Consider the following 23,038-nt stretch of genomic DNA (forward strand, 5'->3'; position numbering starts at 1 on the left):
ATTTTTGAACCGGAGTGCGCCTGCACGCACCCGAAGCCTTTGGAGCATTGCAATGACCTCGACCCGACTTCGTACCTCGCGCATCCCGACGCTGATGCTCGGCGCGGCACTCGCTGCGATCACCGTGCCGCAGGCCTATGCTCAGACCATGGACGCAGACGCCGCCGCCGCCGCGCAGGCCGCGGATGCCGATCCGGCAAGCGACCTGATCGTCACCGGCTATCGTGGCAGCCTGAAAGCCGCGATCGATATCAAGCGCGACACGATCGGCTTTTCGGATTCGATCGTCGCAACCGATATCGCCGATTTCCCTGAGCAAAATCTGTCCGAAGCGCTACAGCGGCTGCCCGGCATCACCATCGAACGCGATCGCGGTCTCGGCACGCGAGTCAATGTTCGCGGCCTGCCGAGCGAATTCACCTTTGTTTCGATCAACAAGCTGGCGACCGCTTCCGGCTCGGGCGGGCGCGATGTCGAATTCGACATCTTCGCCTCCGAACTGATCCAGTCGGTCACGGTGCATAAATCGCCGGTCGCCAGCGACGAGGAAGGCGGCATCGCCGGGTCGGTCGCGATCCGCACCGCCCGCCCGTTCGACATTCCGGGCCTTCGCCTCGTCGGTACGGCGGAGGGCGCGTACAACACGATTTCGGAAAAGGTCGATCCGAAATTCTCCTTCCTTGCCAGCGATACCTTCGGCGATTTCGGCGTGCTGGTATCGGTCGCCAAGCAGAAGCGCACCAATCGCACCGATTCCAATTCGGGCATCAATTTCCGCCCCATCTCGCGCTGGACCGACAAGGGCAATGCCCAGACGACTCAGGCGCTCGCCGTGCTGGAGCGCGATGCGGGGATCGTGTTCAACGATGTGAGCGACCATAATGAGGTCGATCGCGTCGTGTTCCTCGATAAGGTCGGCGACCGCGTCTATCTCAACGATCAGGACCGGTTCGGCCTGTCGGGATCGGTCCAGTATAAGCCGAGCGAGCGGTTCAGCCTGACCTTCGACGCCTTTGCCGGTTCCTATGACACCGATGAGGATGAATATGACGCGGCTGCCTATTCGGCGTCGAGCCGTTCGACGCTCGACGTCATCCATGATTATGACGACACCACGCTTGCCGATAACGGCATCGTCGTGCTGCGCGACGTTTCCTACACCGCGACCCAGCACGAATTCCTGAGCAAGGAATATCTCAACGACACCGATTATCGCCAGTTCAGCGGCGAGATGAACTGGCAGACCGGTTCCTGGTCGATCGATGTGCTGGGCGGCTATTCGGGCGCGAAGAAAACGCGCGATTATGCCAATCTGAAGCACGTCGCCTATGCGCCCTCGCGCACCCGCTATACCGCAAAGGGCGGCGAGACGATCCCGAGCGACGCATCGGGTTCGTTCGACATGTACAATTCGCCCGAAAGCTATCTCTTCGAAGCCTATGAGACGAGCTATGAGCGGATCAAGGACGATAAATATGCCGCGCAGATCGACATCCGCCGCGACTTCAACCCCAGCGACGTTCCCGGCCTGACCTCGATCGAATTCGGCGGTCGCTATACCGACAAGACCAACCAGCGCGATTATGGCGAGGAGAAAATTCAGGGGCCGACGCGCGGCGATTCTTCCTATGTGAACACGCGCACGCTTGCCGATAGCGAGCTGGAATATGTCACCGACATCACCGGCGGCCAGGACTATCGGCCCAAGGACCTGAAATGGATGCAGGTGCCCAACAGCTATGCGCGCGACTTTTTCCGGCCCGACGGCTTCGTCTCGCCCTTCGACGACGGCCAATATTACAAGGTGCAGGAAAAGACCTGGGCCGGCTATGCCATGGCCGATCTGCGCTTCGACATTGCGGTGCCGGTCTTCGTCAATATCGGCGCGCGCTATATCCACACCGAAACCCGCTCGGAAGGGTTCCAGCAGATTCAGAACACCGACGGATCGACCGGCTATACCGCCGCGCCGGTGTCGAGCGACGGCAGCTATGACAAGGTGCTGCCCGCGTTCAACGCGCATGCCGAGCTGACCGACAGCCTGTTGCTGCGCGCCGCCGCATCGCAGACGCTGATCCGCCCTGCCCTCACCGATCTTGCCTATAAGCGCACCGCGAGCTTCAACGAGTTTCGCTATAGCGACGGCAATCCGGGACTGAAGCCGACCTATGCCGATCAGTGGGAAGTCGGCGTCGAAAAATATCTGCCCAATGGCGGCCTGCTTGCCGCCTCCTATTTCTGGAAGAAGATCAAGGGCGTGGTCCGCAATCAGCTGACCGGCACGGTGCCCAACGTCACCAAATACAACGCCAATGGCACGATCGACGGCGTCTATGATTTCGATGTGTATCAGCCGGTCAATGCCAAGGGGTCGTACACGGTCAGCGGGGTCGAGCTGAACGCGATCCTGCCCTTCGGCATGTTCGTCGATGCGCTGGACGGGTTCGGGGTAAACGCCAATGCCACCTTCCTCGACAGTTCGCTGACCGGCGAATCCGATCTGGGCATTCCGACATCGCCCGTCGGGCTGGCCGACAAGGTCTACAACGCCACGGTCTTTTATGAAAAAGGTCCGGTTTCGATCCGCTTTTCGTACAATCGCAAGGGCGCTTATGTCGAGCGGATCGAGCGCAACATGTACCCCGTCTATCGCGCCGCCTATGGCCAGCTCGACGCGTCGGCCAGCTATCAGCTCACCCGCAATTTCCGGCTTGAGCTGAAGGGCATCAACATCACCGACGAAGCGACGACGGGCTATACGATGGACCCGAAATTCCCGACCATGTACGAATTTTCGGGTGCCCGGATCACCTTCGGCGTTCGCGGGCAATTCTGACCGGCTGACGATATGAGGCGGCTGCACCGGGCTTTCACCGATGCAGCCGCCGCCCCGACGGCGAACGCGCGGCGCTGGTTCAGCCGCTGCGTTTTCCTGTCTCACACAAGGATTGCGCGACGCAGTTCGCGCAATCGGGCCGGGCCGGGCGGCACCATGTCTGACCGACTTTCTTCATCAGCAGATGATGCTCGTCATAGTCGGCGGCCTGCCATTCGGGCGGCATTACCGGCATGATCGCAGCATAAGCACGCGCAGTATCCGCCTTTGCCGGGACAAGGCCCATGCGCTGCAGGATGCGGCGGTGGTGGCTGTCGAGCACCAGCACGGGGCGATCCAGCGTAGAGGCGTTCATTACCCCTGCCGCGACTTTGCGCCCGACACCGGGCAATTGCTCCAGCCAGTCCATCGCGTCCGGTGTGGCCATGCCACCGAGATGCGACAGATCAGCCGCGCCGCGCCGCGCGACAAGATCAGTGAGCGCGCTTTTCAGCCGCTCCGCCGCGATATTCGGATAGGTCTGGGTGGTAAGTTCACCCTGTAACTGCGCGATCGGTGCGTCGGCAACGCCTTCCCAACTGCCATAGCGTTGCAGCAGGCGATCGGTTGCGGCGTTCGAAATCTCCGATTTCGTCCGGGCTCCGATCACGCCCTGCACCAGCACCCATTCCGGCACCCGCCGCTCAGCAGTGGCGCGCCGCATATGCCCGAACCGCTGCACCAGCAGCGGCTGCAGCCGACGAAGCGTTTCAGTGCGCGGGTCGGGGCCGAGGGGGAGTTGCGCCATGGGACGATCGTAAGCCTGACGATACGCTCCCGAAACCCTGTTTGCCCCGGACTGCGCGCACACGATTCATTCTAAAGCAACCGACGCCGCCCACCATCGCTCAGCCCGATCATTCCCACTCGATCGTGCCCGGCGGTTTGCTGGTATAATCGTAGACCACGCGGTTGACGCCGCGCACTTCGTTCACGATGCGGGTGGCGACGCGCGGGAGGAAGTCGCCGGGGAACGGGAAGACTTCCGCCGTCATGCCGTCGGTCGAGGTCACTGCACGCAGCGCCAGCACGCTGTCATAGGTCCGGCCATCGCCCATCACGCCGACGGTGCGAACCGGAAGCAGCACAGCAAACGCCTGCCAGATGGCATCGTACAGCCCGGCGTTGCGGATTTCCTCCAGATAGATCGAATCCGCCTTGCGCAATATGTCGCAGCGTTCCTTGCTGACTTCGCCCGGGATGCGGATGGCGAGGCCCGGTCCGGGGAAGGGATGGCGGCCGACAAAGGCTTCGGGCAGGCCAAGCTCCTTGCCCAGCGCGCGCACTTCGTCCTTGAACAGTTCGCGCAGCGGCTCGACCAGCTTCATATTCATGCGTTCGGGCAGGCCGCCGACATTATGGTGGCTCTTGATCGTGACGCTCGGCCCGCCGGTGAAGCTGACGCTTTCGATCACATCGGGATAGAGCGTCCCTTGCGCGAGGAATTCGGCGCCGCCGATCTTCTTCGCCTCTTCCTCGAACACGTCGATAAAGGTTTTTCCGATAAACTTCCGCTTGGCTTCAGGGTCGGTCACGCCCGCCAGCCCCTGCATGAACAGCGCTTCGGCGCGAACATGAACGAGCGGGATATTGTAGCTCCCCCGGAACAGGCCGACGACCTGATCCGCCTCGCCCGCACGCAACAGGCCGTGATCGACGAACACACAGGTAAGCTGATCGCCGATCGCTTCGTGGATCAGCACCGCAGCGACCGCACTGTCGACCCCGCCGGACAGGCCGCAAATCACCCTGCCCTTGCCGACCTGCTTGCGGATCTCGGCGATCTTGGCATCGCGGAACTCCGCCATGGTCCAGTCGCCCGACAGGCCGCAGACATGGCGCGCGAAATTGGCGATCAGCTTGCCGCCATCGGGGGTGTGGACCACCTCGGGGTGGAACTGCATGCCATAATAGCGGCGGCTGTCATCGGCGATGACCGCCAGCGGCGCGCCGGGGCTGGTCGCGACGACGCGGAAGCCGGGGGCGAGCTCGGTCACCTTGTCCCCATGGCTCATCCACACCTGATGCGATTCTTCGGGCCGCCACAGCCCGTTGAACAGTTCGCAGCTATCCTGAATCTCGATAAAGGCGCGGCCGAATTCGCCCGAATCGCCGCGCTCCACCGCGCCGCCCAGCTGCGCCATCATCACCTGCTGACCATAGCAGATGCCGAGCACGGGGACGCCGGAATCGAAAATCGCCTGTGGTGCACGCGGGCTGTCCGCATCCGGCACCGAAGCCGGGCTGCCCGACAGGATGACGCCGCGCGGCTTCATCCGTTCAAAGGCCGCTTCAGCAGCGTTGAAAGGAGCGATTTCGCTATAGACGCCCGCTTCGCGCACGCGGCGCGCGATCAGCTGGGTCACCTGGCTTCCGAAATCGACGATCAGGATGGAATCGGCATGGCTTGTCATGCCCAGAGCGCATAGCAGATGGAACCGCGCGGAAAAGGGCTGAACGCATCCTGCCGCGCTTTCGCCGTTAAAAAGCGGGTGCCATGTCGTCAATCTTCACTGCGGTGACCTGTCCATCGGTGAAAGTGCAGCGAAATCCGCGCCGGTCCTTCGGCGGATCACGATAATCGTCGCGCAGGAACAGCGAGCCGCGCACATACCATCCGCGCGGGCCGGGATCGACGGCATCGACCTTGCCCACCTGAGCGATTCGCGCATAGCGCGAAGCGTCGGCCTCCGCAGCCTCGCCGCACCGGTTGACTGCCTCCTGCCGTTCGCTCTCCTCCGGCGGGGGCGCATCGGGGTCCGGCTCGCCATAGGGTTCGTAATAATGCGGCGGCGGCACCGGGCGTTCCTGATCGTCGGCACGCTGCCCATTGCCCTTGTCGATCGCCGAAGCAACGAGCACCGCCCCGCCGATCAGCGCAGCGCCGAGCAGCACATCGCCGCCATCGATGCCGCCGCCATCGTGATGGGCATGGGGGTGGTGCCAGTATCGATCGCCGCGATAGCGATGCTGCGCCTGTGCCGGAACGCTGGTCGCGAGCACCGCAACCAATACACCGCCGCCCGTCATCATCCGCAACATCGTCATCGCTCTTTCCCCTGCCTGTCCGCAAAGCCACGGTCCGAGCCTCGCCGGACCGTGCTTTACCGACGCTGAACCGTCATTCGACCGACTTCACCTTCATTCCCGTCCAATAGGCGGCAAAGGTCCAGAGATTGGCATATTCCTCGATAATCTTGTCGGTAGGCTTGCCCGATCCATGGCCCGCGCGCGTCTCGATCGTCACCAGATGCGGCTTGTCGCCGATATCGGCATGTTGCAGCGCTGCGGTATATTTGAACGTATGGCCGGGAACGACGCGGTCATCGGTATCGGCGGTCGACGCGAGGATCGCGGGATATTCCACGCCCGACCGGATATTGTGATAGGGCGAATAGGACCGCAGCACCTTGAAATCCGCCTCATTTTCCGGCGAGCCATAATCATCGACCCAGTAGCGGCCGGCAGTGAATTTGTTGAAGCGCAGCATGTCCATCACGCCGACTGCGGGCAGCGCGACCGCGAACAAATCGGGCCGCTGATTGGTCACCGCGCCGACCAGCAGGCCGCCGTTGGACCCGCCCTGAATGGCGAGCTGCTTCTTTGTGGTCACGCCCTGCGCGATCAGGTCTTCGCCCGCCGCGATGAAATCGTCGAACACATTCTGCTTGTTGTGCAGCCGCCCGCCGTCATGCCAAGCCTTGCCATATTCGCCGCCGCCGCGAAGATTGGCGACCGCGAGCACGCCGCCCTGCTCCATCCATGCGAGCCGCGTCGACGAGAATCCCGGAGTGAGCGAGATATTGAACCCGCCATAGCCGTAGAGCAGCGTCGGCGCGGGCAGTTTGATCCCTTTCTTGTGGACGATGAACATCGGCACGCGCGTTCCGTCCTTCGAGGTGTAGAAGCGCTGCTTCACCTCATATTGGCTCGGATCGAAATCGACCTTTGGCGTGGCCCATGCCGTGGTCTGACCGGTCGCGATATCATAGCGATAGATCGTCGTCGGCGTCGCGAAGCTGGTAAAGGCAAAGAACGTCTCGGTCGAATCGGGCTCGCCACCGAACCCCGATGCCGTGCCAATCCCCGGCAGATCGACCTTGCCCAGCGCCTTACCGTCGGGGGCATAACGCAGCACTTCGGTCTTCGCATCGACCAGATAGCTTGCGAAGATACGCCCGCCGACCATGTTCGCGCCGTCGAGCGTCGCTTCGCTCTGCGGTACGATTTCACGCATCGTCGCCACCGGATCGGCGGCGGCAACGTCAAGCGTCACGATCCGCCCGCGCGGCGCATCCTTGTTGGTGTTGAAATAGAAGGTCGAACCCATATTGCCGATCGGCACCCACTGGTTGGTGAGTTCGGGAATGATCGTGCGCGGTTCGGAATCCGCTTTGGTCAGGTCCTTCACCGTCACCGCATAGCGGTTATCGGTGCCCTCGCTGGTGATGATGACCAGCCATTTGCCGTCATCGGTGACATGCGCGCTATGGCCGTATTTGGGGTGGCCGGGGGTGGCATAGATCATCCGGTCGTCAGCCTGTGCGGTGCCGAGCTTGTGAAAATAAACCTTCTGATTTTCGTTCGTCGCCTGAAACTTCTCGCCGCTCGCCGGTTCGGGGAAGCGCGAATAATAAAATCCCGATCCGTCCTTCGCCCAGGAGAAATCGGAGAATTTGATCCATTGCAGCTCGTCGGAAAGCTGCTGCCCGGTCGCGGTGTTGAGCACCTTCACCGTGCGCCAGTCGGTACCGCCATCCTGTACCGAATAGAGCAGATATTTACCGTCTTCGGACGGGACCCATTCGGCAAGCGCGGTCGCACCGTCGGCCGACCATTCATTGGGGTTGAGCAGCACGCGCCCCTCCCCGTCGAGCGAATCGCGCATGAACAGCTCGGCCTGATTCTGCAGCCCGCTATTGTGCATGTAGAAATAATGGCCGCCCTGCTCCACCGGGATGCCGAAGCGTTCATAATCCATCAACGCCTTCAGCCGGCGGGCGAAGATATCATGCCCGGGCAGCGACGCGAGATAGCTGTCGGTAAGCTTGTTTTCGGCCGCCACCCAGTCCGCGACTTGCCTGTCCTCACGAACGTCATTTTCGAGCCAGCGATAGGGATCGGCGACCTTCGTGCCGAAATAATCGTCCGTCACATTGTCGCGGCGCGTCTGGGGATAGGTCAGCTTGCTGGCGGGCATTGCGGTTCTGGTCTCCGGTCTGGTCTGGGCATGCAGCGGCCCGGTGGCAAAAAGAAGCGGCAAAGCGAGAAGGCTAAGGCGGCGCATGAAATCCCCCGACACAAATGTGATAAGGTCGCATCGTAGGCACGACGCGCCGGTTACTCAAGCGCGTGTCGATCCGAAGCTTGTCGATCGGCGTCATTGCGCGCCCCAAGGGGCGCGGCGATCCGAGGCGCCACCGGTCGCACCGGATCGCTTCGTCGCTTCGCGCCTCGCGATGACATTGGTATTTGCACTGCGCCATACCGCACGCGCGCAATGCGGCATCGTAAACAGCGCATACCAGGCTGCGTTGATGAGGACCTATCCGCGTATTGCGATCCTCGCCACCCGTCGTCACCCCAGCGAAAGCTGGGGTCTCCGGGCGGCTTGGGGAGAACGGAGCCGCGAACCTGCAGCAGATGCCAGCTCGCGCCGGCATGACGGCGGGGAGACGGGTCGCCATCCATGCAGCTTGGTATCAGTCGGTGGGCAGGCGGTGCGCCTTGCCGAAGAAAACCCGGATCGCCCCAAAAAACAAAACCCGCCCCGCGCATCCTGTCGGAACAGGGGCGCGGGGCGGGTCTGCTTTAACCCTTCAAAGGCCGACCGCGATCAGGCGGCGTCTTCGAAATCCTCGTCGGTCATGACGGGGCCGGAATCCTGACCCTTCGCATCCACGTCGCGATCGACGAATTCGATCACTGCCATGGGCGATGCGTCGGAAGCGCGGATGCCTGCCTTGATAATGCGGGTATAACCGCCGTTGCGGCTGGCATAGCGATCGGCCAGCGTGTCGAACAGCTTGGCGAGCTGCGCGTCGTCCATCAGCCGCGCTGCGGCCAGACGACGGTTGGACAGGCCACCCTTCTTCGCCAGCGTCACCAGCTTTTCGACATAGGGACGAAGTTCCTTCGCCTTGGCGACAGTGGTGGTGATCTGCTCATGCTTGATGAGCGCGGCCGACATGTTGCGCAGCAGCGCCTGACGGTGGGACGAGGTACGCTGCAGCTTACGGCCGCCATAACGATGACGCATAATATCTTCCTTCTCGTTCGTGCCGGGGCCGTTTTACGGACATCCCCGGTACAGGCAGGGACGGCGGCCTGCTCCAAAATCCGTCACCTTCCGTGTGGAAGGCCCAAAGTCTTCAAACCGTCGTCATTCCCGCGAAAGCGGGAATCCAGCTGGTTCGGAAACGCCGCGGCAAAGCCGCGTCGTCAAACGGGTCGGCTTAGCCGACCCGCTGGCCGTGCTGATTGCTGAAACGGCGGATAGGTACCCTATCCGCCTGCAATCAGCCCAAAATCTCCTGTTCGAGCTTCTTGGCCATTTCTTCGATATTTTCCGGCGGCCAGCCCGGGATCTCCATCCCCAGACGCAGACCCATCGAGCTCAGGACTTCCTTGATCTCGTTGAGGCTCTTGCGCCCGAAATTCGGGGTGCGGAGCATCTCGGCCTCGGTCTTCTGAACCAGGTCGCCGATATAGATGATATTGTCGTTCTTCAGGCAGTTTGCCGAACGCACCGACAGTTCCAGCTCGTCGACCTTTTTGAGGAGGTAACGATTGATCTGCGCGGTGTCGCCGCTCGTTTCGCCCTGCGCCGGCGCGGCCTGACCGACCGGTGCCTGTGCCGGCATCGCCGAATCGTCGAAATGGACGAACAGCGACAGCTGGTCCTGAAGGATGCGCGCGGCATAGGCCACGGCATCTTCGGGCGTCACGGTGCCGTCAGTTTCGATCGACAGCGTGAGCTTGTCATAATCGAGTTCCTGACCGACGCGGGTGTTTTCCACCTTGTACGACACCTGACGCACCGGGCTGTAGAGCGCATCGACCGGGATCAGGCCGATCGGCGCATCCGCCGGACGATTGCCGGCAGCGGGCACATAGCCCTTACCGGTATCGGCGGTCAGCTCCATATTGAGCGTCGCGCCTTCGTCCAGATGGCAGATGACCAGTTCCGGATTGGTGACTTCGATGTCGCCGCTGACCGCGATATCGCCGGCCTTCACCTCGGCAGGGCCGGTGGCGGAAAGCTGGAGACGCTTCGGGCCTTCGCCCTGCATCTTAAGCGCGATCTGCTTCACATTGAGGACGATGTCGGTCACGTCCTCGCGCACGCCCGCAAGCGAGGAGAATTCGTGAAGCACGTTTTCGATCTTGAGCGACGTTACCGCCGCACCCTGTAGCGACGAGAGCAGAACGCGGCGAAGCGCATTGCCGAGCGTCAGGCCGAAACCGCGCTCGAGCGGTTCGGCAACGAACGTCGCCTTGCGCTTGGAATCGCCGCCCGACTTCTTCTCGAGGCCATTGGGCTTCTTGAGTTCCTGCCAGTTCTTTGCGTTGACAGACACGGGCTTCCCCTAGGTTGGGCGGGAAAAGGGGGCGTTCCCGCCGGAAAAACCGATGGAATCGAAGCGGGCGCGGGAAGCGCCCCACTCCGGTTCCGACGGCAAAATCAGACGCGGCGGCGCTTCGAGGGACGAACGCCGTTATGCGGGATCGAGGTCACGTCGCGGATCGACGTGATCTGGAAACCGACCGCCTGCAGCGCGCGAAGCGCCGATTCGCGACCCGAACCCGGGCCCTTCACTTCGACTTCCAGCGTGCGAACGCCGTGATCTGCGGCCTTGCGACCAGCGTCTTCCGCTGCGACCTGCGCGGCATACGGCGTCGATTTACGGCTTCCCTTGAAGCCCATCATGCCTGCCGAGGACCAGCTGATCGCATTGCCCTGCGCGTCGGTGATCGTGATCATCGTGTTGTTGAAGCTGGCGTTCACATGGGCGACGCCTGCGGAAATATTCTTGCGTTCGCGCCGGCGAAGGCGCTGCGGTTCACGTGCCATTTGGTATTCCTGACCTGAAATCCTGATGCGGAGAGCGGCGGGCTGCCTGCCTCAAACCGGCTTCCGGCGGAGAAAAAGCTTGAAAATCGTCCCCCGGACGATTTCCTTACTTCTTCTTGCCCGCGATCGGCTTGGCCTTACCCTTGCGGGTGCGCGCATTGGTGTGCGTGCGCTGGCCGCGGACCGGAAGGCCCTTGCGATGGCGGAGCCCGCGATAGCAGGCAAGGTCCATCAGGCGCTTGATGTTCATCGCGGTTTCGCGGCGAAGATCGCCTTCCACCGTGTAGCCGGCGTCGATCGCTTCGCGCAGATGCAGAACTTCCTGATCGGTCAGGTCCTGCACACGGCGCTCAGGCGCGATGTTCAGCTGCTGCGTGATTTCCTTCGCCTTGGCCTGGCCAATGCCGTGGATATACTGAAGCGCGATTACCACGCGCTTGTTGGTCGGGATGTTAACACCCGCAATACGTGCCATGAGCTTACTTTCTCCCAGCTCCACGGGATGCGCATGGCAGCGTCATCCCATCTCGTCGCGTTCAAATATATTCCGTAACGCACGCGACCGGCGAGCGCGCAAGCACGCCGCCGGAATCACCGGTGTGTTTCGGAATATGGGTCCGCTTAGGTTGAACGGCAAGCAGTGTCAAGCAATGCATTGCCTGTCAAGCGAGTCGATGGTGCGTACCGTCCGCTATACCACGCCATAGGCAAGCATCGCATCGGCGACCTTGCGAAAGCCCGCAATATTAGCGCCTTTGACATAGTCGCAATAGCCGGTGTCGCCGTTCATGCCATTGTCGCGGCAACGCTGGTGGATGTCCTTCATAATGTCAACGAGCAGGCCCTGCACCTGATCCTCATCCCAGGAACGGCGTTCGGAATTCTGGCTCATCTCCAGCCCCGACACCGCGACTCCGCCCGCATTCGCCGCCTTGCCCGGAGCGTACAGGATTTTCGCCTGTTTGAACGCCTGCACCCCGTCGCGTTCGGTGGGCATGTTCGCGCCTTCGGACACCGCGATACATCCATTGTCGAGCAGCTTCCTGGCGTCCTCGCCGCTCAGTTCGTTCTGAGTCGCGCACGGCATCGCGATATCGCATTCCAGTCCCCAGGGCTTTTCGCCCTTGTGAAAGGTCGCGCCGGAGAACTGATCGACATAATCGGAAATCTCGCCGCCGCGCCTGCCCTTATGCTGCTTGATCCAGTCCAGCTTTTCGGAGTCGATCCCGTCGGGATCATGGATAAAGCCCTTGCTGTCCGACATGGCGATCACCTTCGCGCCCAGCTCGGTGATCTTCTCCGCCGCATGGGTTGCGACATTGCCCGCGCCCGAAATGACCGCTGTCATCCCCTCGAGGTCGCGGTCCTGCGTCTCCAGCATCGATCGCAGGAAATAAACCGCGCCATAGCCGGTCGCCTCGGGCCGGATCAGCGAGCCGCCATATTCCAGCCCCTTGCCCGTGAGCACGCCGGTAAACTGGTTGGTGATCCGCTTATACTGGCCGAACATGAAGCCGATTTCGCGCGGACCGACGCCGATATCCCCGGCGGGCACATCGCGGTCGGCGCCGACATGGCGGTAGAGCTCGGTCATGAAGCTCTGGCAGAAGCGCATGATCTCGCGCTCGGACCGGCCCTTCGGATTAAAATCGGCGCCGCCCTTCGCCCCGCCCATCGGCAGGCCGGTGAGCGAATTTTTGAACGTCTGTTCGAACGCCAGAAATTTGAGGACGCTTTCGTTCACGCTCGGGTGAAAGCGCAGGCCGCCCTTATACGGGCCGATCGCATTGTTGTTCTGCACGCGATAACCGCGCTGGATGCAGATATCGCCATCGTCATTTTCCCAGCAGATGCGAAAGCTGATCACGCGGTCCGGTTCGCTCATCCGGCGCAAAATCTGCTGGCGGTGATATTCGGGATTTTCATCGATGATATCGACGACATCTTCGGCGACTTCGCGTACCGATTCGAAAAATTCTTTCTGGCCGGGATTGCGGCTTTTCAGGTCGTCGAGAAAGCTTTCCAGATCGAAACGATCCGCCATGGCGCTGCTCCTGTCTGCAAGGTCCGCCGCCGCTATGCGTCACGCAATGCGATACCGGGCAGCGATCCTGTTCGTCGGTCGGGACCGAAGGAACGCCCGTCGGTCACCGAAATGTCCCCGAACATGCAAAAGCCGGCGCGCAGGGCACCGGCTTTCGGCAAAAAACAGCGGTGTATCAGGCGCGAAAGCGCTCAGCCTTTCTCGTCGAGAATTGCCTTGATCTCCTGTGTCACCGCATCGATCTCGCCCATGCCGTCGACCCGGCGGACAAGACCGCGCGCTTCATAGATCGGCAGGATCGGCGCGGTCTTGGCGCGATATTCGGCCATGCGCGTGCGCACTGTTTCGGCATTGTCGTCGGGACGCCGCTTGAATTCCTGGCTGCCGCACACGTCGCACGTGCCTTCGACCTTCGGCAGATTATATTTGTCGTGATAGCCCGCGCCGCATTTGGCGCAGGTGAAGCGACCGACGATACGATCGACCAGTGCTTCCTCATCGACCTTCAGCTCGATGACATAATCGAGGCTGCGCCCCCGCTCCGCCAGAATTTCGTCGAGCGACTCGGTCTGGGCCACGGTGCGCGGATAACCGTCGAAGATCGCGCCCGTGCCGGGGGCGAGCTTATCGAGCCGCTCACCGATAATGCCTGACACGATCGCGTCGGAAACCAGCTCGCCCGCATCCATGACCGCTTTGGCCTGAAGCCCGACCGGGCTTCCTTCCTTCACCGCTGCGCGCAGCATGTCGCCCGTGGAAAGCTGGACCATGCCGCGTTCCTGTTCGAGCCGGCTTGCCTGGGTGCCCTTCCCGGCCCCCGGCGGTCCTAGCAGAATGATATCCACGCACACTCCCCTGTAAACGTGATGATGGCCGCCGCACCCCTATTGGCGCAGGCGCCCGCCCTTCAGCTTCGCCTTTTTGATCAGGTCGCCATATTGATGCGCGAGCAGATGCGACTGAATCTGCGCCACCGTATCCATGGTGACATTCACGACGATCAACAGGCTGGTCCCGCCCAGCAGGAACGAAATGCCCATCTGCGCGATCAGATATTCGGGCAGCAGGCAGATCAGCGCCAGATAGGCCGCACCGATCACGGTGATCCGGGTCAGCACATAATCCAGATACACTTCGGTATTCTTGCCGGGGCGAATGCCCGGAATGAACCCGCCATAGCGTTTCAGATTATCGGCCGTCTCTTCCGGATTGAACACCACGGCTGTGTAGAAGAACGAGAAGAAGACGATGCCCGTGCCGTATAGCAGCATATACAGCAACGACCCGTGCTGGAGATACTGGTTCAGCGTCAGGATGATGTCGCCCCAGGTGCTTTCGCCCGACACGCGATTGCCCGCGAACTGGCTGATCGTCAGCGGCATCAGCAGCAGCGACGAAGCAAAGATCGGCGGGATCACGCCTGCGGTGTTGATCTTCAGCGGCAGATGGCTGCGATCGGCATGCACGCCGCGCGCGGTCTGGCGCTTCGGATACTGGATCAGGATGCGGCGCTGCGCCCGCTCCATGAAGCAGATGAACAGGATCAGCCCCGTCACCGCGGCGATGACGACGACGATCGTCAGCGGATTGACCGAACCCGAACGGCCGCCCTCGAACAACTGCGCCAGCGTCACCGGCAGGTTGGCGACGATGCCCGCCATGATGATCAGCGAAATGCCGTTACCGATGCCGCGCGTGGTGATCTGTTCACCCAGCCACATCAGGAACATCGTGCCGCCGATCAGCGAAACCACCGCTGCGATGCGGAAGATCATGCCCGGCATCACCACTGCCTGAACGCCCTGATTCGCGCCGATCGCCTCAAGCCCCGCGGCAAGGAAATAGCCCTGCACCGCAGTCAGGCCGACCGTGCCGTAGCGGGTATATTGGTTCAGCTTCTTACGGCCCGATTCGCCTTCCTTCTTGATCGCGGCGAGCTGCGGGCTGAGCGAGGTGGCGAGCTGCACGACGATCGACGCCGTAATATACGGCATCACGCCGAGCGCGGTGACGCTCATGCGCTTGAGCGACCCGCCCGAAAAGCTGTTGAAGAAATCGAGCACACCGCCCGATGTGCTCTTGGCGAGCAGCCCCAGCGCCGTGGGATCGATTCCCGGCAGCGGGACATAGCTCAGCATCCGGAAGATGATGAGGGCGCCCAGCGTGAACCAGAGACGTTTTTTAAGCTCGGTAGCCTGGCTGAAATTAGCGAGGCTAAGCCCCGCGCCCATCTGATCGGCAGCACTCGCCATGTTTATCTACACGTCCTGAAATGATGAACGGCGGAAACGGACCAATCCGTTCCCGCCGCCCCATATAGTGAAGTGAACAGACTTGTCTAAGCCTGTGTCACGGGCCGCGGAAAATCAGCCCTCGGCCTTCGCCTTATTCTTCGAAACGCCCTTGCCCTTCTTGGCAGCGGCCTTTTCGGAAGCCGGAACGACCTCGATCACCTCGATCGAACCGCCGGCCTTCTCAACCGCTTCCTTCGCGCCCTTCGACGCGCCGGCGACGATGAACTTCGCCTTTGCGGTCAGTTCGCCCTTGCCGAGCAGGCGGACACCGTCCTTGCCGCCACGGGCAAGATGGGCTGCCTTCAGCGCCGCTTGGTCGATATCCTTGCCCGCATCGAGCTTGCCTGCGTCGATCGCCTTCTGCACCGCGCCGAGATTGACCTCGGCATAATCCTTGGCGAACGGATTGTTGAAGCCGCGCTTCGGCAGGCGCATGTGGAGCGGCATCTGACCGCCCTCGAAACCGTTGATCGCAACGCCCGAACGTGCCTTCGCACCCTTCTGGCCGCGACCTGCGGTCTTGCCCTTGCCCGAGCCGATGCCGCGTCCGACGCGCATCCGGCCCTTACGGGCGCCATCATTATCGCGGAGTTCGTTGATCTTCATAACTATGCACTCGCTTTCGCTTGGTTCGCGCTGAAAAATGGAGAAGGGGGCGTGTAGCCCCCTTCCCTTGCTTTGTCATCACCGAAGATGGGGCGCAAGCCCTTAGTCTTCGACGGTAACCATGTGATGAACCTTACGGATCATGCCGCGCACTTCGGCCGTGTCCTTCAGTTCGACGGTCCGGTGCAGCTTGCCGAGGCCAAGGCCGGTCAGCGTCGCGCGCTGCGCCTTGTCGCGGCGGATGGGCGAACCCGTCTGCGTGATGCGAACCGTTTCTTCGTTCTTCTTCGCCATGCCGGTTTACTCCGTGATCGCGGCGGCGTCAGCCTCCGCGGTCTGCGAACCGCCACGACCCAGCAGGTCGGCAATCTTCTTGCCGCGACGCTGTGCCACCGCCTTCGGGCTCGACTGGTCGCCCAGTGCCTCGAAGGTCGCGCGGATCATGTTGTAGGGGTTGGAAGTGCCGACCGACTTGGTCACCACGTCTGCAACGCCCAGCGATTCGAACACGGCGCGCATCGGACCACCTGCGATGATGCCGGTACCCGACGGAGCCGAACGGACATAGACCCGGCCTGCGCCGAAGGTGCCGCGACCATCATGGTGCAGCGTACGGCCTTCGCGAAGCGGCACGCGCATCATCTTCTTCTTCGCAGCAGCAGTCGCCTTCGAGATCGCTTCCGGAACTTCACGGGCCTTGCCGTGACCGAAACCGACCCGGCCCTTGCCGTCGCCGACAACGACCAGAGCAGCGAAACCGAAGCGCTTACCGCCCTTTACGGTCTTCGAGACGCGGTTGATGTGAACCAGCTTCTCGATCAGCTCTTCGCCATCGTCCTGACCCCGGCGATCGTCGCGACGACCACGACCACGGCCGCCGTCACGGCCACCGCGATCATTGCCGCCACGGCCGCGACCACCACGGCCACCGCGCGGGGCGCCCTGATTCTGACCCGGCTGGGTTACGTCCTGCGGCGTCGTTTCGGCGGCCAGCGTCGCTTCGGGCTGGTTGCCCTGGCCGGTCGTATTTTCGTCAGCCATACTTAAAACTCCAATCCGCCTTCACGAGCCGCGTCGGCAAGCGCCTTGACCCGGCCGTGGAACAGGAAACCGCCGCGGTCGAAAACGACCTTGGTCACGCCGGCCTTCTTGGCCGCCTCGGCGACGCGCGCGCCGACCTTCTTGGCAGCTTCGATATTCGCGCCGTTCGTGCCGCGCTCGTCCTTGTCGAGCGTGGATGCGGCGGCAACCGTCTTGCCCTCGATATCGTCGATCACCTGAGCATAGATGTGCTTGCCCGAGCGATGGATCGACAGCCGGGGACGGCCACCGGCGCGCTTCATCAGCGCGGTGCGATTGCGGCGACGCCGCTTCTGAAAGAGAGACAGACCCTTGGTCATTACTTCTTCTTCCCTTCCTTGCGGAAGATATACTCGCCGGCATATTTCACACCCTTGCCCTTATAGGGCTCGGGCTTGCGCCACTGGCGAATTTCCGCGGCCAACTGGCCTACCTTCTGCTTGTCGATGCCCGAAATCTCGACCGTCGTCTGGTCCGGAGTCTTGACGTCAAGACCTTCGGGAATCTCGATATCGACATCGTGGCTGAAGCCGAGCTGAAGCTTCAGCTTCTTGCCCTGCGCGTTCGCACGATAGCCGACGCCGTTGATCTCGAGCTTCTTGGAGAAGCCCTCGGTCACGCCCGTCACCAGATTCTGGATCAGGGTGCGCTGCATGCCCCAGAACGAGCGCGCACGCTTCGTCTGGCTCACCGGGTTCACCTGGATGCCGCGATCGGTCATCTCATAGGTGACCAGCGGATCCTTCGGCATGGTCAGCGTGCCCTTGGGGCCCTTGACCGAAATTTCTTTGCCGTCGAGATCGGCGGTAACACCCGCCGGGATCGCGATCGGCCTTTTGCCGGTACGGCTCATCAGAACACCTCCGCCAGCACTTCGCCGCCGACATTCTGCTCACGCGCTTCGGCGTCGGACAGAACGCCGCGAGGCGTCGAAACGATGGTGATGCCAAGGCCGTTGCGAACGCGCGGGAGTTCCTTGGAACCCGAATAGACGCGGCGGCCGGGCTTCGACACGCGCGCGACATGCTTGATCGCCGGCTGGCCTTCGAAATATTTCAGCTCGATGCGGATGCCCGCAGCGGGGCCCATCTGCTCTTCGCTGTAACCGCGGATAAAGCCTTCGCGCTGCAGAACGTCGAGGACGCGGGTGCGCAGCTTCGACGCGGGCGTAAGGACGGAATCCTTGCGCGCGCGCTGGCCGTTGCGGATGCGGGTGAGCATGTCACCCAGGGGATCGGTCAATGCCATTGCGTTTTCCTTACCAGCTCGACTTGGTGACGCCGGGGATCATGCCGCGGTTGGCAAGATCGCGAAGCATCACGCGCGCGAGACGGAACTTGCGGTAATAACCGCGCGGACGGCCGGTCAGCTCGCAGCGATTGCGGATGCGCGTCGGGTTACCGTTGCGCGGAATTTCCGCCATCTTGAGCCGGGCGACCCAACGATCCTGGAAATCCAGGCTTTCGTCGTCCGCAATGGCCTTCAGCCTCGCATATTGACCGGCATATTTCTTTACCAGCTTCTTGCGACGCTCGTTCTTATTGATCGAACTCAGTTTCGCCATGACTTAAGTTCTTCCTTCCTTATGCAGCCTGCTTCGCTTCACCGTCCGCATCCTGCGGGAACGGGAAGCCGAAAAGGCGCAGGAGTTCGCGAGCCTCTTCGTCGGTCTTCGCGGTGGTGGTCACGATGATATCCATGCCCCGGACCTTGTCGATCTGATCATAATTGATCTCGGGGAAGATGATCTGTTCCTTCACGCCCATGGCATAGTTGCCACGGCCGTCGAACGACTTCGGGTTCAGGCCGCGAAAGTCGCGGATGCGCGGCATTGCGATCGTGACCAGACGGTCGAGGAATTCGAACATGCGTTCCCGGCGCAGGGTAACCTTGCAACCGATTGCCATGCCTTCACGCAGCTTGAACTGCGCGATCGACTTCTTCGCCTTGGTAACGACCGGCTTCTGACCGGCAATCCGTTCCATTTCAGAAACGGCCTGATCGACCTTCTTGCGGTCCTGGGTCGCCTCGCCGACGCCCATGTTCAGGACGATCTTTTCGAGACGCGGAATTTCCATGTCGTTGGCATAGTTGAACTTCGACTTCATCGCCTTGGCGATTTCGTCGTCGTACAGCTTGCGCATACGCGGCGTGTATTTGTCAGCCATTGATGACCTCCCCGGTCTTGACGGCGACGCGGACCTTCTTGCCATCGCGCTCTTCAAAGCGAACGCGGGTGGCCTTGCCGTCCTTCGTCACATGCGCGACGTTCGAGATATCCAGCGGCGCCGGGCTGCGATCGATGCCGCCCTGCGGATTTTCCTGGGTCGGCTTGCGGTGACGGGCATGCACGTTGATCCCGTCGACAATCACCTTGCCGTCGCGCGGCATGGCCTTGACGACCTCACCGGTGCGGCCCTTGTCCTTGCCGGACAGAACGATGACCTGATCGCCCTTCCTGATCTTGGCGGCAGCCATTACAGCACCTCCGGCGCAAGCGAGATGATCTTCATATAGCCCTTCGAACGCAGTTCGCGGACCACAGGGCCAAAGATACGGGTGCCGATCGGCTCCTCGTTCTTGTTGACCAGAACGGCTGCGTTGCCGTCGAAGCGGATTACCGAACCGTCGGGACGGCGGATATCCTTCGACGTGCGCACGATAACGGCGCGATGGACGTCGCCCTTCTTCACGCGGCCACGCGGCACGGCATCCTTCACGGAGACGACGATGACGTCGCCCACGCCGGCAAAGCGACGCTTAGAGCCGCCCAGCACCTTGATGCACTGCACCCGCTTCGCGCCGCTGTTATCTGCGACGTCGAGATTGGATTGCATCTGGATCATCGATCCAATTCCTTCTCGTTAGGCCTGCCGGGAGATCCCGGTGGTTCCGTTGCTCTTAAAACCAGATGGCGATCAGGCTTCCGCCTGGACCTCTTCGGGGGTCGCATGGGTGTTCACCCGCGCAATCACCTTCCAGGTCTTGGTCTTGGAGATCGGTGCGATCTCTTCGATCCGGACGGTCTCGCCTTCCTTATACTCATTCGCCTCATCATGGGCGTGGTATTTTTTCGACCGGCGCATGATCTTGCCGTAGAGCGGGTGCTTCACCCGGCGCTCAACGAGCACGGTCACGGTCTTGTCGGTCTTGTCGGAGACGATCTGCCCCTGCAGCACGCGCTTCGGCATGTCTTCGCGTCCTTCTTACTTCGCAGCCGAGCGCGAGCGCTCGGTCTGCAGCGTCTTGATACGGGCGATATCGCGACGAACTTCCTTCACGCGGCTCGTCTTTTCGAGCTGCTGGGTCGCCGCCTGAAAGCGCAGGTTGAATGCCTCACGCTTCAGCTGGCCGAGCTGGGTGTTCAGCTCGTCATCGGATTTTGCCCGAAGATCGGTGATATCGGTCATTGTCCTCAACCCTCCAGGTGCGAATTGTCGCCGAGGCGGGCCACCACCTTGGTCTTGATCGGCAGCTTCATCGCTGCGCGCTCGAATGCCTCGGCAGCGAGCGGACCGGCAACGCCGTCCAGCTCGAACAGAATCCGGCCGGGCTTGACGCGGGCTGCCCAATATTCGGGCGACCCCTTACCCTTACCCTGACGGACTTCAGCGGGCTTTTTCGAAACCGGCACGTCGGGGAACACGCGGATCCACAAACGTCCCTGACGCTTGATGTGACGCGTGATCGCACGGCGAGCTGCCTCGATCTGGCGAGCGGTAATTCGTTCCGGCTCAAGAGCCTTCAGGCCATAGGATCCGAAGTTCAGCGAGGTGCCGCCCTTCGCATCGCCATGGATGCGGCCCTTGAAGGCTTTACGGAACTTGGTGCGCTTTGGTTGCAGCATTGTTCTTGTCCTGGTCCCTTAAGCTCAGCGTGCCGGACGGACGCCGGAGGTCTGAGCCTCCATCATCAGCCGGTCCTGCGCCATCGGGTCGTGGCCCAGGATCTCACCCTTGAAGATCCATACCTTTACGCCGCACACGCCATAGGCGGTGTGGGCTTCGGCTTCGGCGTAATCGACATTGGCGCGCAGCGTGTGAAGCGGAACGCGGCCTTCGCGATACCATTCGACGCGGGCGATTTCAGCACCGCCCAGACGGCCGCCGCACGTGATACGGATACCTTCCGCACCAAGGCGAAGCGCCGACTGCACTGCGCGCTTCATTGCACGGCGGAACGCGATACGGCGTTCCAGCTGATCGGCAACGCCCTGTGCGACGAGCTTGGCATCGATTTCCGGCTTGCGGATTTCGACGATGTTCAGCGACACGTCGGAGTCGGTCATCGTCTTCAGCTTCTGACGAAGCTTTTCGATGTCCGCACCCTTCTTGCCGATGATCACGCCGGGACGCGCAGCATAGATCGAAACTCGGCACAGCTTGGCCGGGCGCTCGATCACCACCTTCGAGATCGCTGCCTGCGGCACCGTCTTCAGGATGTACTGGCGGATCTTGAGATCCTCCATGAGGAGGCGGCCATAATCATGACCTTCGGCGAACCAGCGGCTGTCCCAGGTCCGGTTGATCTGGAGCCGAAGCCCGATCGGATTGCTCTTCTGACCCATGACTTACGCCTCTTCCATCTCGCGAACGACGATCCGCAGCCGCGAAAACGGCTTGAGGATGCGCGTCGACTTGCCGCGGCCACGTGCGTGGAACCGCTTCATGGTGATCGACTTGCCGACCGAAGCCTCGGCGACGACGAGTGCGTCGACGTCGAGATTGTGGTTGTTCTCCGCATTGGCGATCGCCGAAGCGAGTACCTTGCGAGCGTCAACCGCCATCGCACGCTTCGAAAAAGCGAGGATGTTGAGTGCTTCGTCCGCCTTCTTGCCGCGGATCAGACCGGCGACGAGGTTCAGCTTCTGTGCCGAACCACGAATGGTGGTGCCGACGGCCAGCGCTTCCTTCTCGCCGACGCGGCGTTCAGCTGCCTGCTTGCTCATCAGCGCTTACCCTTCTTGTCGGCTGCGTGGCCGGGGAAGAAGCGCGTGGGAGCGAACTCACCCAGCTTCATGCCGACCATGTCTTCGTTGATCGACACCGGCACGAACTTGCGGCCATTATAGACGTTGAACGTAAGCCCCACGAACTGCGGGAGAATCGTCGAGCGGCGCGACCAGGTTTTGATCGGCGCACGGCCACCGGCATCTTGTGCGGCTTCCGCTTTCTTCAGCAGGCTCAGTTCTACGAACGGGCCTTTCCAGACTGAACGAGCCATTATTTAGCCCTTCTTCTTCGCGTGACGCGACCGGATGATCATCTTGTCGGTCTGCTTGTTATTGCGCGTGCGCGCACCCTTGGTCGGCTTGCCCCACGGCGTAACCGGATGACGGCCACCCGAGGTACGGCCTTCACCACCACCATGGGGGTGATCGACCGGGTTCTTCGCGACACCACGGGTAAGCGGGCGCTTGCCCTTCCAGCGGGTACGACCGGCCTTGCCGAAATTCTGGTTCTGGTTGTCGGGGTTCGACACCGCACCAACCGTCGCCATGCAATTGGCGTGGATGTAGCGCTGCTCACCCGAGTTCAGACGAACGATGACCATGCCACGGTCACGACCGACGACCTGAACGTACGTTCCTGCCGAACGGGCGATCTGCCCGCCCTTCATCGGCTTCATCTCCACATTGTGGACGATGGTGCCGACCGGCATCTGACCCAGCTCCATGGCGTTGCCCGGCTTTACGTCGGTCTTCTTGCCCGCGATCACCTTGTCGCCAGCGGCAAGCCGCTGCGGCGCGATGATATAGGCCTGCTCGCCATCGGTATATTCGACCAGCGCGATGAACGCAGTGCGGTTCGGGTCATATTCGAGCCGAACGACCGTGCCTTCGACGTCCCATTTGCGGCGCTTGAAATCGACGATGCGATAGCGCTGCTTGTGACCGCCGGCGATGCCGCGCGACGTGACATGACCCTTGTTGTTACGGCCGCCCGTCTTGCGCTTGCCCTCGGTCAACTGCTTGACGGGGCCGCCCTTGTGAAGACCGCTGCGGTCGACGAGGATCAGCCCGCGCCGTGCCGGAGAAGTCGGGTTATAATGCTTGAGTGCCATGT

General features: G+C 61.7%; 29 protein-coding genes. 1 reads left to right on the forward strand and 28 read right to left on the reverse strand.

What is annotated here, in order from left to right; genetic code table 11:
• The first annotated feature begins 52 nt into the window (after nt 1–52).
• Nucleotides 53–2,836, forward strand: coding sequence for a TonB-dependent receptor (locus tag EV664_RS13045; protein ID WP_133496165.1), 2,784 nt, complete (start codon nt 53–55; stop codon nt 2,834–2,836).
• Nucleotides 2,837–2,915: 79 nt separating this feature from the next.
• Here EV664_RS13045 and EV664_RS13050 read toward each other — a convergent pair whose 3' ends face one another.
• The 28 genes from EV664_RS13050 to rplB all read right to left on the reverse strand — a co-directional run bounded on the left by EV664_RS13050 (nt 2,916) and on the right by rplB (nt 23,036).
• A complete protein-coding gene (locus EV664_RS13050) occupies nt 2,916–3,623 on the reverse strand; it encodes an endonuclease III domain-containing protein (RefSeq protein ID WP_133496166.1) in 708 nt (235 codons plus the stop codon).
• A 109-nt stretch (nt 3,624–3,732) separates the two neighbouring features.
• Entirely contained in the window at nt 3,733–5,289 is a 1,557-nt protein-coding gene (guaA, locus tag EV664_RS13055; RefSeq protein ID WP_133496167.1) for a glutamine-hydrolyzing GMP synthase, read from the reverse strand.
• A 67-nt stretch (nt 5,290–5,356) separates the two neighbouring features.
• On the reverse strand, nt 5,357–5,923 hold the full coding sequence (locus tag EV664_RS13060; RefSeq protein ID WP_133496168.1) for a hypothetical protein: 567 nt from the start codon (nt 5,921–5,923) through the stop codon (nt 5,357–5,359).
• A 73-nt stretch (nt 5,924–5,996) separates the two neighbouring features.
• A complete protein-coding gene (locus EV664_RS13065) occupies nt 5,997–8,162 on the reverse strand; it encodes a prolyl oligopeptidase family serine peptidase (protein WP_133496169.1) in 2,166 nt (721 codons plus the stop codon).
• Nucleotides 8,163–8,711: 549 nt separating this feature from the next.
• Complete coding sequence (gene rplQ, locus EV664_RS13070) at nt 8,712–9,134, reverse strand: 50S ribosomal protein L17 (protein ID WP_133496170.1); 423 nt, start codon at nt 9,132–9,134, stop codon at nt 8,712–8,714.
• A gap of 259 nt (nt 9,135–9,393) precedes the next feature.
• Complete coding sequence (locus EV664_RS13075; protein ID WP_133496171.1) at nt 9,394–10,455, reverse strand: DNA-directed RNA polymerase subunit alpha; 1,062 nt, start codon at nt 10,453–10,455, stop codon at nt 9,394–9,396.
• A gap of 104 nt (nt 10,456–10,559) precedes the next feature.
• Nucleotides 10,560–10,949 carry a 30S ribosomal protein S11 gene (gene rpsK, locus EV664_RS13080; protein ID WP_133496172.1) on the reverse strand — a complete coding sequence of 130 codons (390 nt, stop codon included), beginning with the start codon at nt 10,947–10,949 and terminating at the stop codon, nt 10,560–10,562.
• Nucleotides 10,950–11,055: 106 nt separating this feature from the next.
• Nucleotides 11,056–11,424: a 30S ribosomal protein S13 gene (gene rpsM, locus EV664_RS13085; protein WP_133496173.1), complete on the reverse strand. Its 369-nt coding sequence runs from the start codon at nt 11,422–11,424 to the stop codon at nt 11,056–11,058.
• Nucleotides 11,425–11,640: 216 nt separating this feature from the next.
• Nucleotides 11,641–12,993 carry an NADP-specific glutamate dehydrogenase gene (gdhA, locus tag EV664_RS13090; protein WP_133496174.1) on the reverse strand — a complete coding sequence of 451 codons (1,353 nt, stop codon included), beginning with the start codon at nt 12,991–12,993 and terminating at the stop codon, nt 11,641–11,643.
• 191 nt (nt 12,994–13,184) lie between these two features.
• Nucleotides 13,185–13,838 (reverse strand): adenylate kinase, encoded by a 654-nt coding sequence (locus tag EV664_RS13095; RefSeq protein ID WP_133496175.1) that lies wholly within the window; start codon nt 13,836–13,838, stop codon nt 13,185–13,187.
• Nucleotides 13,839–13,877: 39 nt separating this feature from the next.
• Nucleotides 13,878–15,245, reverse strand: coding sequence for a preprotein translocase subunit SecY (gene secY, locus EV664_RS13100; protein ID WP_133496176.1), 1,368 nt, complete (start codon nt 15,243–15,245; stop codon nt 13,878–13,880).
• A 114-nt stretch (nt 15,246–15,359) separates the two neighbouring features.
• Nucleotides 15,360–15,893, reverse strand: coding sequence for a 50S ribosomal protein L15 (gene rplO, locus EV664_RS13105; RefSeq protein ID WP_133496177.1), 534 nt, complete (start codon nt 15,891–15,893; stop codon nt 15,360–15,362).
• Between the two features lie 102 nt (nt 15,894–15,995).
• Nucleotides 15,996–16,187, reverse strand: a complete 192-nt coding sequence (gene rpmD / locus EV664_RS13110) for a 50S ribosomal protein L30 (RefSeq protein WP_133496178.1) — start codon at nt 16,185–16,187, stop codon at nt 15,996–15,998.
• 6 nt (nt 16,188–16,193) lie between these two features.
• A complete protein-coding gene (gene rpsE / locus EV664_RS13115) occupies nt 16,194–16,934 on the reverse strand; it encodes a 30S ribosomal protein S5 (RefSeq protein WP_133496179.1) in 741 nt (246 codons plus the stop codon).
• Between the two features lie 2 nt (nt 16,935–16,936).
• Complete coding sequence (gene rplR / locus EV664_RS13120) at nt 16,937–17,293, reverse strand: 50S ribosomal protein L18 (RefSeq protein WP_133496180.1); 357 nt, start codon at nt 17,291–17,293, stop codon at nt 16,937–16,939.
• Entirely contained in the window at nt 17,293–17,826 is a 534-nt protein-coding gene (gene rplF, locus EV664_RS13125) for a 50S ribosomal protein L6 (protein ID WP_133496181.1), read from the reverse strand. The genes rplR and rplF overlap by 1 nt, the downstream gene beginning before the upstream one ends.
• Nucleotides 17,826–18,221 (reverse strand): 30S ribosomal protein S8, encoded by a 396-nt coding sequence (rpsH, locus tag EV664_RS13130; RefSeq protein WP_133496182.1) that lies wholly within the window; start codon nt 18,219–18,221, stop codon nt 17,826–17,828. Before rpsH ends, rplF begins: the two co-directional genes overlap by 1 nt.
• 10 nt (nt 18,222–18,231) lie before the next feature.
• The gene (gene rpsN, locus EV664_RS13135) at nt 18,232–18,537 is read right to left on the reverse strand and encodes a 30S ribosomal protein S14 (RefSeq protein ID WP_133496183.1); all 306 of its coding nucleotides are present in this window, start codon (nt 18,535–18,537) and stop codon (nt 18,232–18,234) included.
• Nucleotides 18,538–18,556: 19 nt separating this feature from the next.
• The gene (rplE, locus tag EV664_RS13140) at nt 18,557–19,141 is read right to left on the reverse strand and encodes a 50S ribosomal protein L5 (RefSeq protein WP_133496184.1); all 585 of its coding nucleotides are present in this window, start codon (nt 19,139–19,141) and stop codon (nt 18,557–18,559) included.
• Nucleotides 19,134–19,451, reverse strand: coding sequence for a 50S ribosomal protein L24 (gene rplX / locus EV664_RS13145; protein WP_133496185.1), 318 nt, complete (start codon nt 19,449–19,451; stop codon nt 19,134–19,136). Before rplX ends, rplE begins: the two co-directional genes overlap by 8 nt.
• Nucleotides 19,451–19,819, reverse strand: a complete 369-nt coding sequence (gene rplN, locus EV664_RS13150) for a 50S ribosomal protein L14 (protein ID WP_133496186.1) — start codon at nt 19,817–19,819, stop codon at nt 19,451–19,453. Before rplN ends, rplX begins: the two co-directional genes overlap by 1 nt.
• A gap of 72 nt (nt 19,820–19,891) precedes the next feature.
• Nucleotides 19,892–20,164 (reverse strand): 30S ribosomal protein S17, encoded by a 273-nt coding sequence (gene rpsQ, locus EV664_RS13155; protein ID WP_133496187.1) that lies wholly within the window; start codon nt 20,162–20,164, stop codon nt 19,892–19,894.
• Between the two features lie 15 nt (nt 20,165–20,179).
• The gene (gene rpmC, locus EV664_RS13160; protein WP_133496188.1) at nt 20,180–20,383 is read right to left on the reverse strand and encodes a 50S ribosomal protein L29; all 204 of its coding nucleotides are present in this window, start codon (nt 20,381–20,383) and stop codon (nt 20,180–20,182) included.
• A 5-nt stretch (nt 20,384–20,388) separates the two neighbouring features.
• The gene (rplP, locus tag EV664_RS13165) at nt 20,389–20,820 is read right to left on the reverse strand and encodes a 50S ribosomal protein L16 (RefSeq protein ID WP_133496189.1); all 432 of its coding nucleotides are present in this window, start codon (nt 20,818–20,820) and stop codon (nt 20,389–20,391) included.
• A gap of 24 nt (nt 20,821–20,844) precedes the next feature.
• A complete protein-coding gene (gene rpsC, locus EV664_RS13170; RefSeq protein WP_133496190.1) occupies nt 20,845–21,540 on the reverse strand; it encodes a 30S ribosomal protein S3 in 696 nt (231 codons plus the stop codon).
• 3 nt (nt 21,541–21,543) lie between these two features.
• Nucleotides 21,544–21,921: a 50S ribosomal protein L22 gene (rplV, locus tag EV664_RS13175; protein ID WP_133496191.1), complete on the reverse strand. Its 378-nt coding sequence runs from the start codon at nt 21,919–21,921 to the stop codon at nt 21,544–21,546.
• The gene (gene rpsS, locus EV664_RS13180; protein WP_133496192.1) at nt 21,921–22,196 is read right to left on the reverse strand and encodes a 30S ribosomal protein S19; all 276 of its coding nucleotides are present in this window, start codon (nt 22,194–22,196) and stop codon (nt 21,921–21,923) included. The genes rplV and rpsS overlap by 1 nt, the downstream gene beginning before the upstream one ends.
• A 3-nt stretch (nt 22,197–22,199) precedes the next feature.
• The gene (rplB, locus tag EV664_RS13185) at nt 22,200–23,036 is read right to left on the reverse strand and encodes a 50S ribosomal protein L2 (protein WP_133496193.1); all 837 of its coding nucleotides are present in this window, start codon (nt 23,034–23,036) and stop codon (nt 22,200–22,202) included.
• Between the last annotated feature and the right edge of the window lie 2 nt (nt 23,037–23,038).

It is taken from the genome of Stakelama pacifica (assembly GCF_004361835.1).
GTDB lineage: Bacteria > Pseudomonadota > Alphaproteobacteria > Sphingomonadales > Sphingomonadaceae > Sphingomonas > Sphingomonas pacifica.

Bases quoted from the DNA above. Each gene is read 5' to 3' on its own strand.
- EV664_RS13045 (WP_133496165.1), top strand. From the start codon at position 53: ATGACCTCGACCCGACTTCGTACCTCGCGCATCCCGACGCTGATGCTC.
- EV664_RS13050 (WP_133496166.1), bottom strand. From the start codon at position 3,623: ATGGCGCAACTCCCCCTCGGCCCCGACCCGCGCACTGAAACGCTTCGT.
- guaA (WP_133496167.1), bottom strand. From the start codon at position 5,289: ATGACAAGCCATGCCGATTCCATCCTGATCGTCGATTTCGGAAGCCAG.
- EV664_RS13060 (WP_133496168.1), bottom strand. From the start codon at position 5,923: ATGACGATGTTGCGGATGATGACGGGCGGCGGTGTATTGGTTGCGGTG.
- EV664_RS13065 (WP_133496169.1), bottom strand. From the start codon at position 8,162: ATGCGCCGCCTTAGCCTTCTCGCTTTGCCGCTTCTTTTTGCCACCGGG.
- rplQ (WP_133496170.1), bottom strand. From the start codon at position 9,134: ATGCGTCATCGTTATGGCGGCCGTAAGCTGCAGCGTACCTCGTCCCAC.
- rpsK (WP_133496172.1), bottom strand. From the start codon at position 10,949: ATGGCACGTGAACCGCAGCGCCTTCGCCGGCGCGAACGCAAGAATATT.
- rpsM (WP_133496173.1), bottom strand. From the start codon at position 11,424: ATGGCACGTATTGCGGGTGTTAACATCCCGACCAACAAGCGCGTGGTA.
- gdhA (WP_133496174.1), bottom strand. From the start codon at position 12,993: ATGGCGGATCGTTTCGATCTGGAAAGCTTTCTCGACGACCTGAAAAGC.
- secY (WP_133496176.1), bottom strand. From the start codon at position 15,245: ATGGCGAGTGCTGCCGATCAGATGGGCGCGGGGCTTAGCCTCGCTAAT.
- rplO (WP_133496177.1), bottom strand. From the start codon at position 15,893: ATGAAGATCAACGAACTCCGCGATAATGATGGCGCCCGTAAGGGCCGG.
- rpmD (WP_133496178.1), bottom strand. From the start codon at position 16,187: ATGGCGAAGAAGAACGAAGAAACGGTTCGCATCACGCAGACGGGTTCG.
- rpsE (WP_133496179.1), bottom strand. From the start codon at position 16,934: ATGGCTGACGAAAATACGACCGGCCAGGGCAACCAGCCCGAAGCGACG.
- rplR (WP_133496180.1), bottom strand. From the start codon at position 17,293: ATGACCAAGGGTCTGTCTCTCTTTCAGAAGCGGCGTCGCCGCAATCGC.
- rplF (WP_133496181.1), bottom strand. From the start codon at position 17,826: ATGAGCCGTACCGGCAAAAGGCCGATCGCGATCCCGGCGGGTGTTACC.
- rpsH (WP_133496182.1), bottom strand. From the start codon at position 18,221: ATGGCATTGACCGATCCCCTGGGTGACATGCTCACCCGCATCCGCAAC.
- rpsN (WP_133496183.1), bottom strand. From the start codon at position 18,537: ATGGCGAAACTGAGTTCGATCAATAAGAACGAGCGTCGCAAGAAGCTG.
- rplE (WP_133496184.1), bottom strand. From the start codon at position 19,141: ATGGCTGACAAATACACGCCGCGTATGCGCAAGCTGTACGACGACGAA.
- rplX (WP_133496185.1), bottom strand. From the start codon at position 19,451: ATGGCTGCCGCCAAGATCAGGAAGGGCGATCAGGTCATCGTTCTGTCC.
- rplN (WP_133496186.1), bottom strand. From the start codon at position 19,819: ATGATCCAGATGCAATCCAATCTCGACGTCGCAGATAACAGCGGCGCG.
- rpsQ (WP_133496187.1), bottom strand. From the start codon at position 20,164: ATGCCGAAGCGCGTGCTGCAGGGGCAGATCGTCTCCGACAAGACCGAC.
- rpmC (WP_133496188.1), bottom strand. From the start codon at position 20,383: ATGACCGATATCACCGATCTTCGGGCAAAATCCGATGACGAGCTGAAC.
- rplP (WP_133496189.1), bottom strand. From the start codon at position 20,820: ATGCTGCAACCAAAGCGCACCAAGTTCCGTAAAGCCTTCAAGGGCCGC.
- rpsC (WP_133496190.1), bottom strand. From the start codon at position 21,540: ATGGGTCAGAAGAGCAATCCGATCGGGCTTCGGCTCCAGATCAACCGG.
- rplV (WP_133496191.1), bottom strand. From the start codon at position 21,921: ATGAGCAAGCAGGCAGCTGAACGCCGCGTCGGCGAGAAGGAAGCGCTG.
- rpsS (WP_133496192.1), bottom strand. From the start codon at position 22,196: ATGGCTCGTTCAGTCTGGAAAGGCCCGTTCGTAGAACTGAGCCTGCTG.
- rplB (WP_133496193.1), bottom strand. From the start codon at position 23,036: ATGGCACTCAAGCATTATAACCCGACTTCTCCGGCACGGCGCGGGCTG.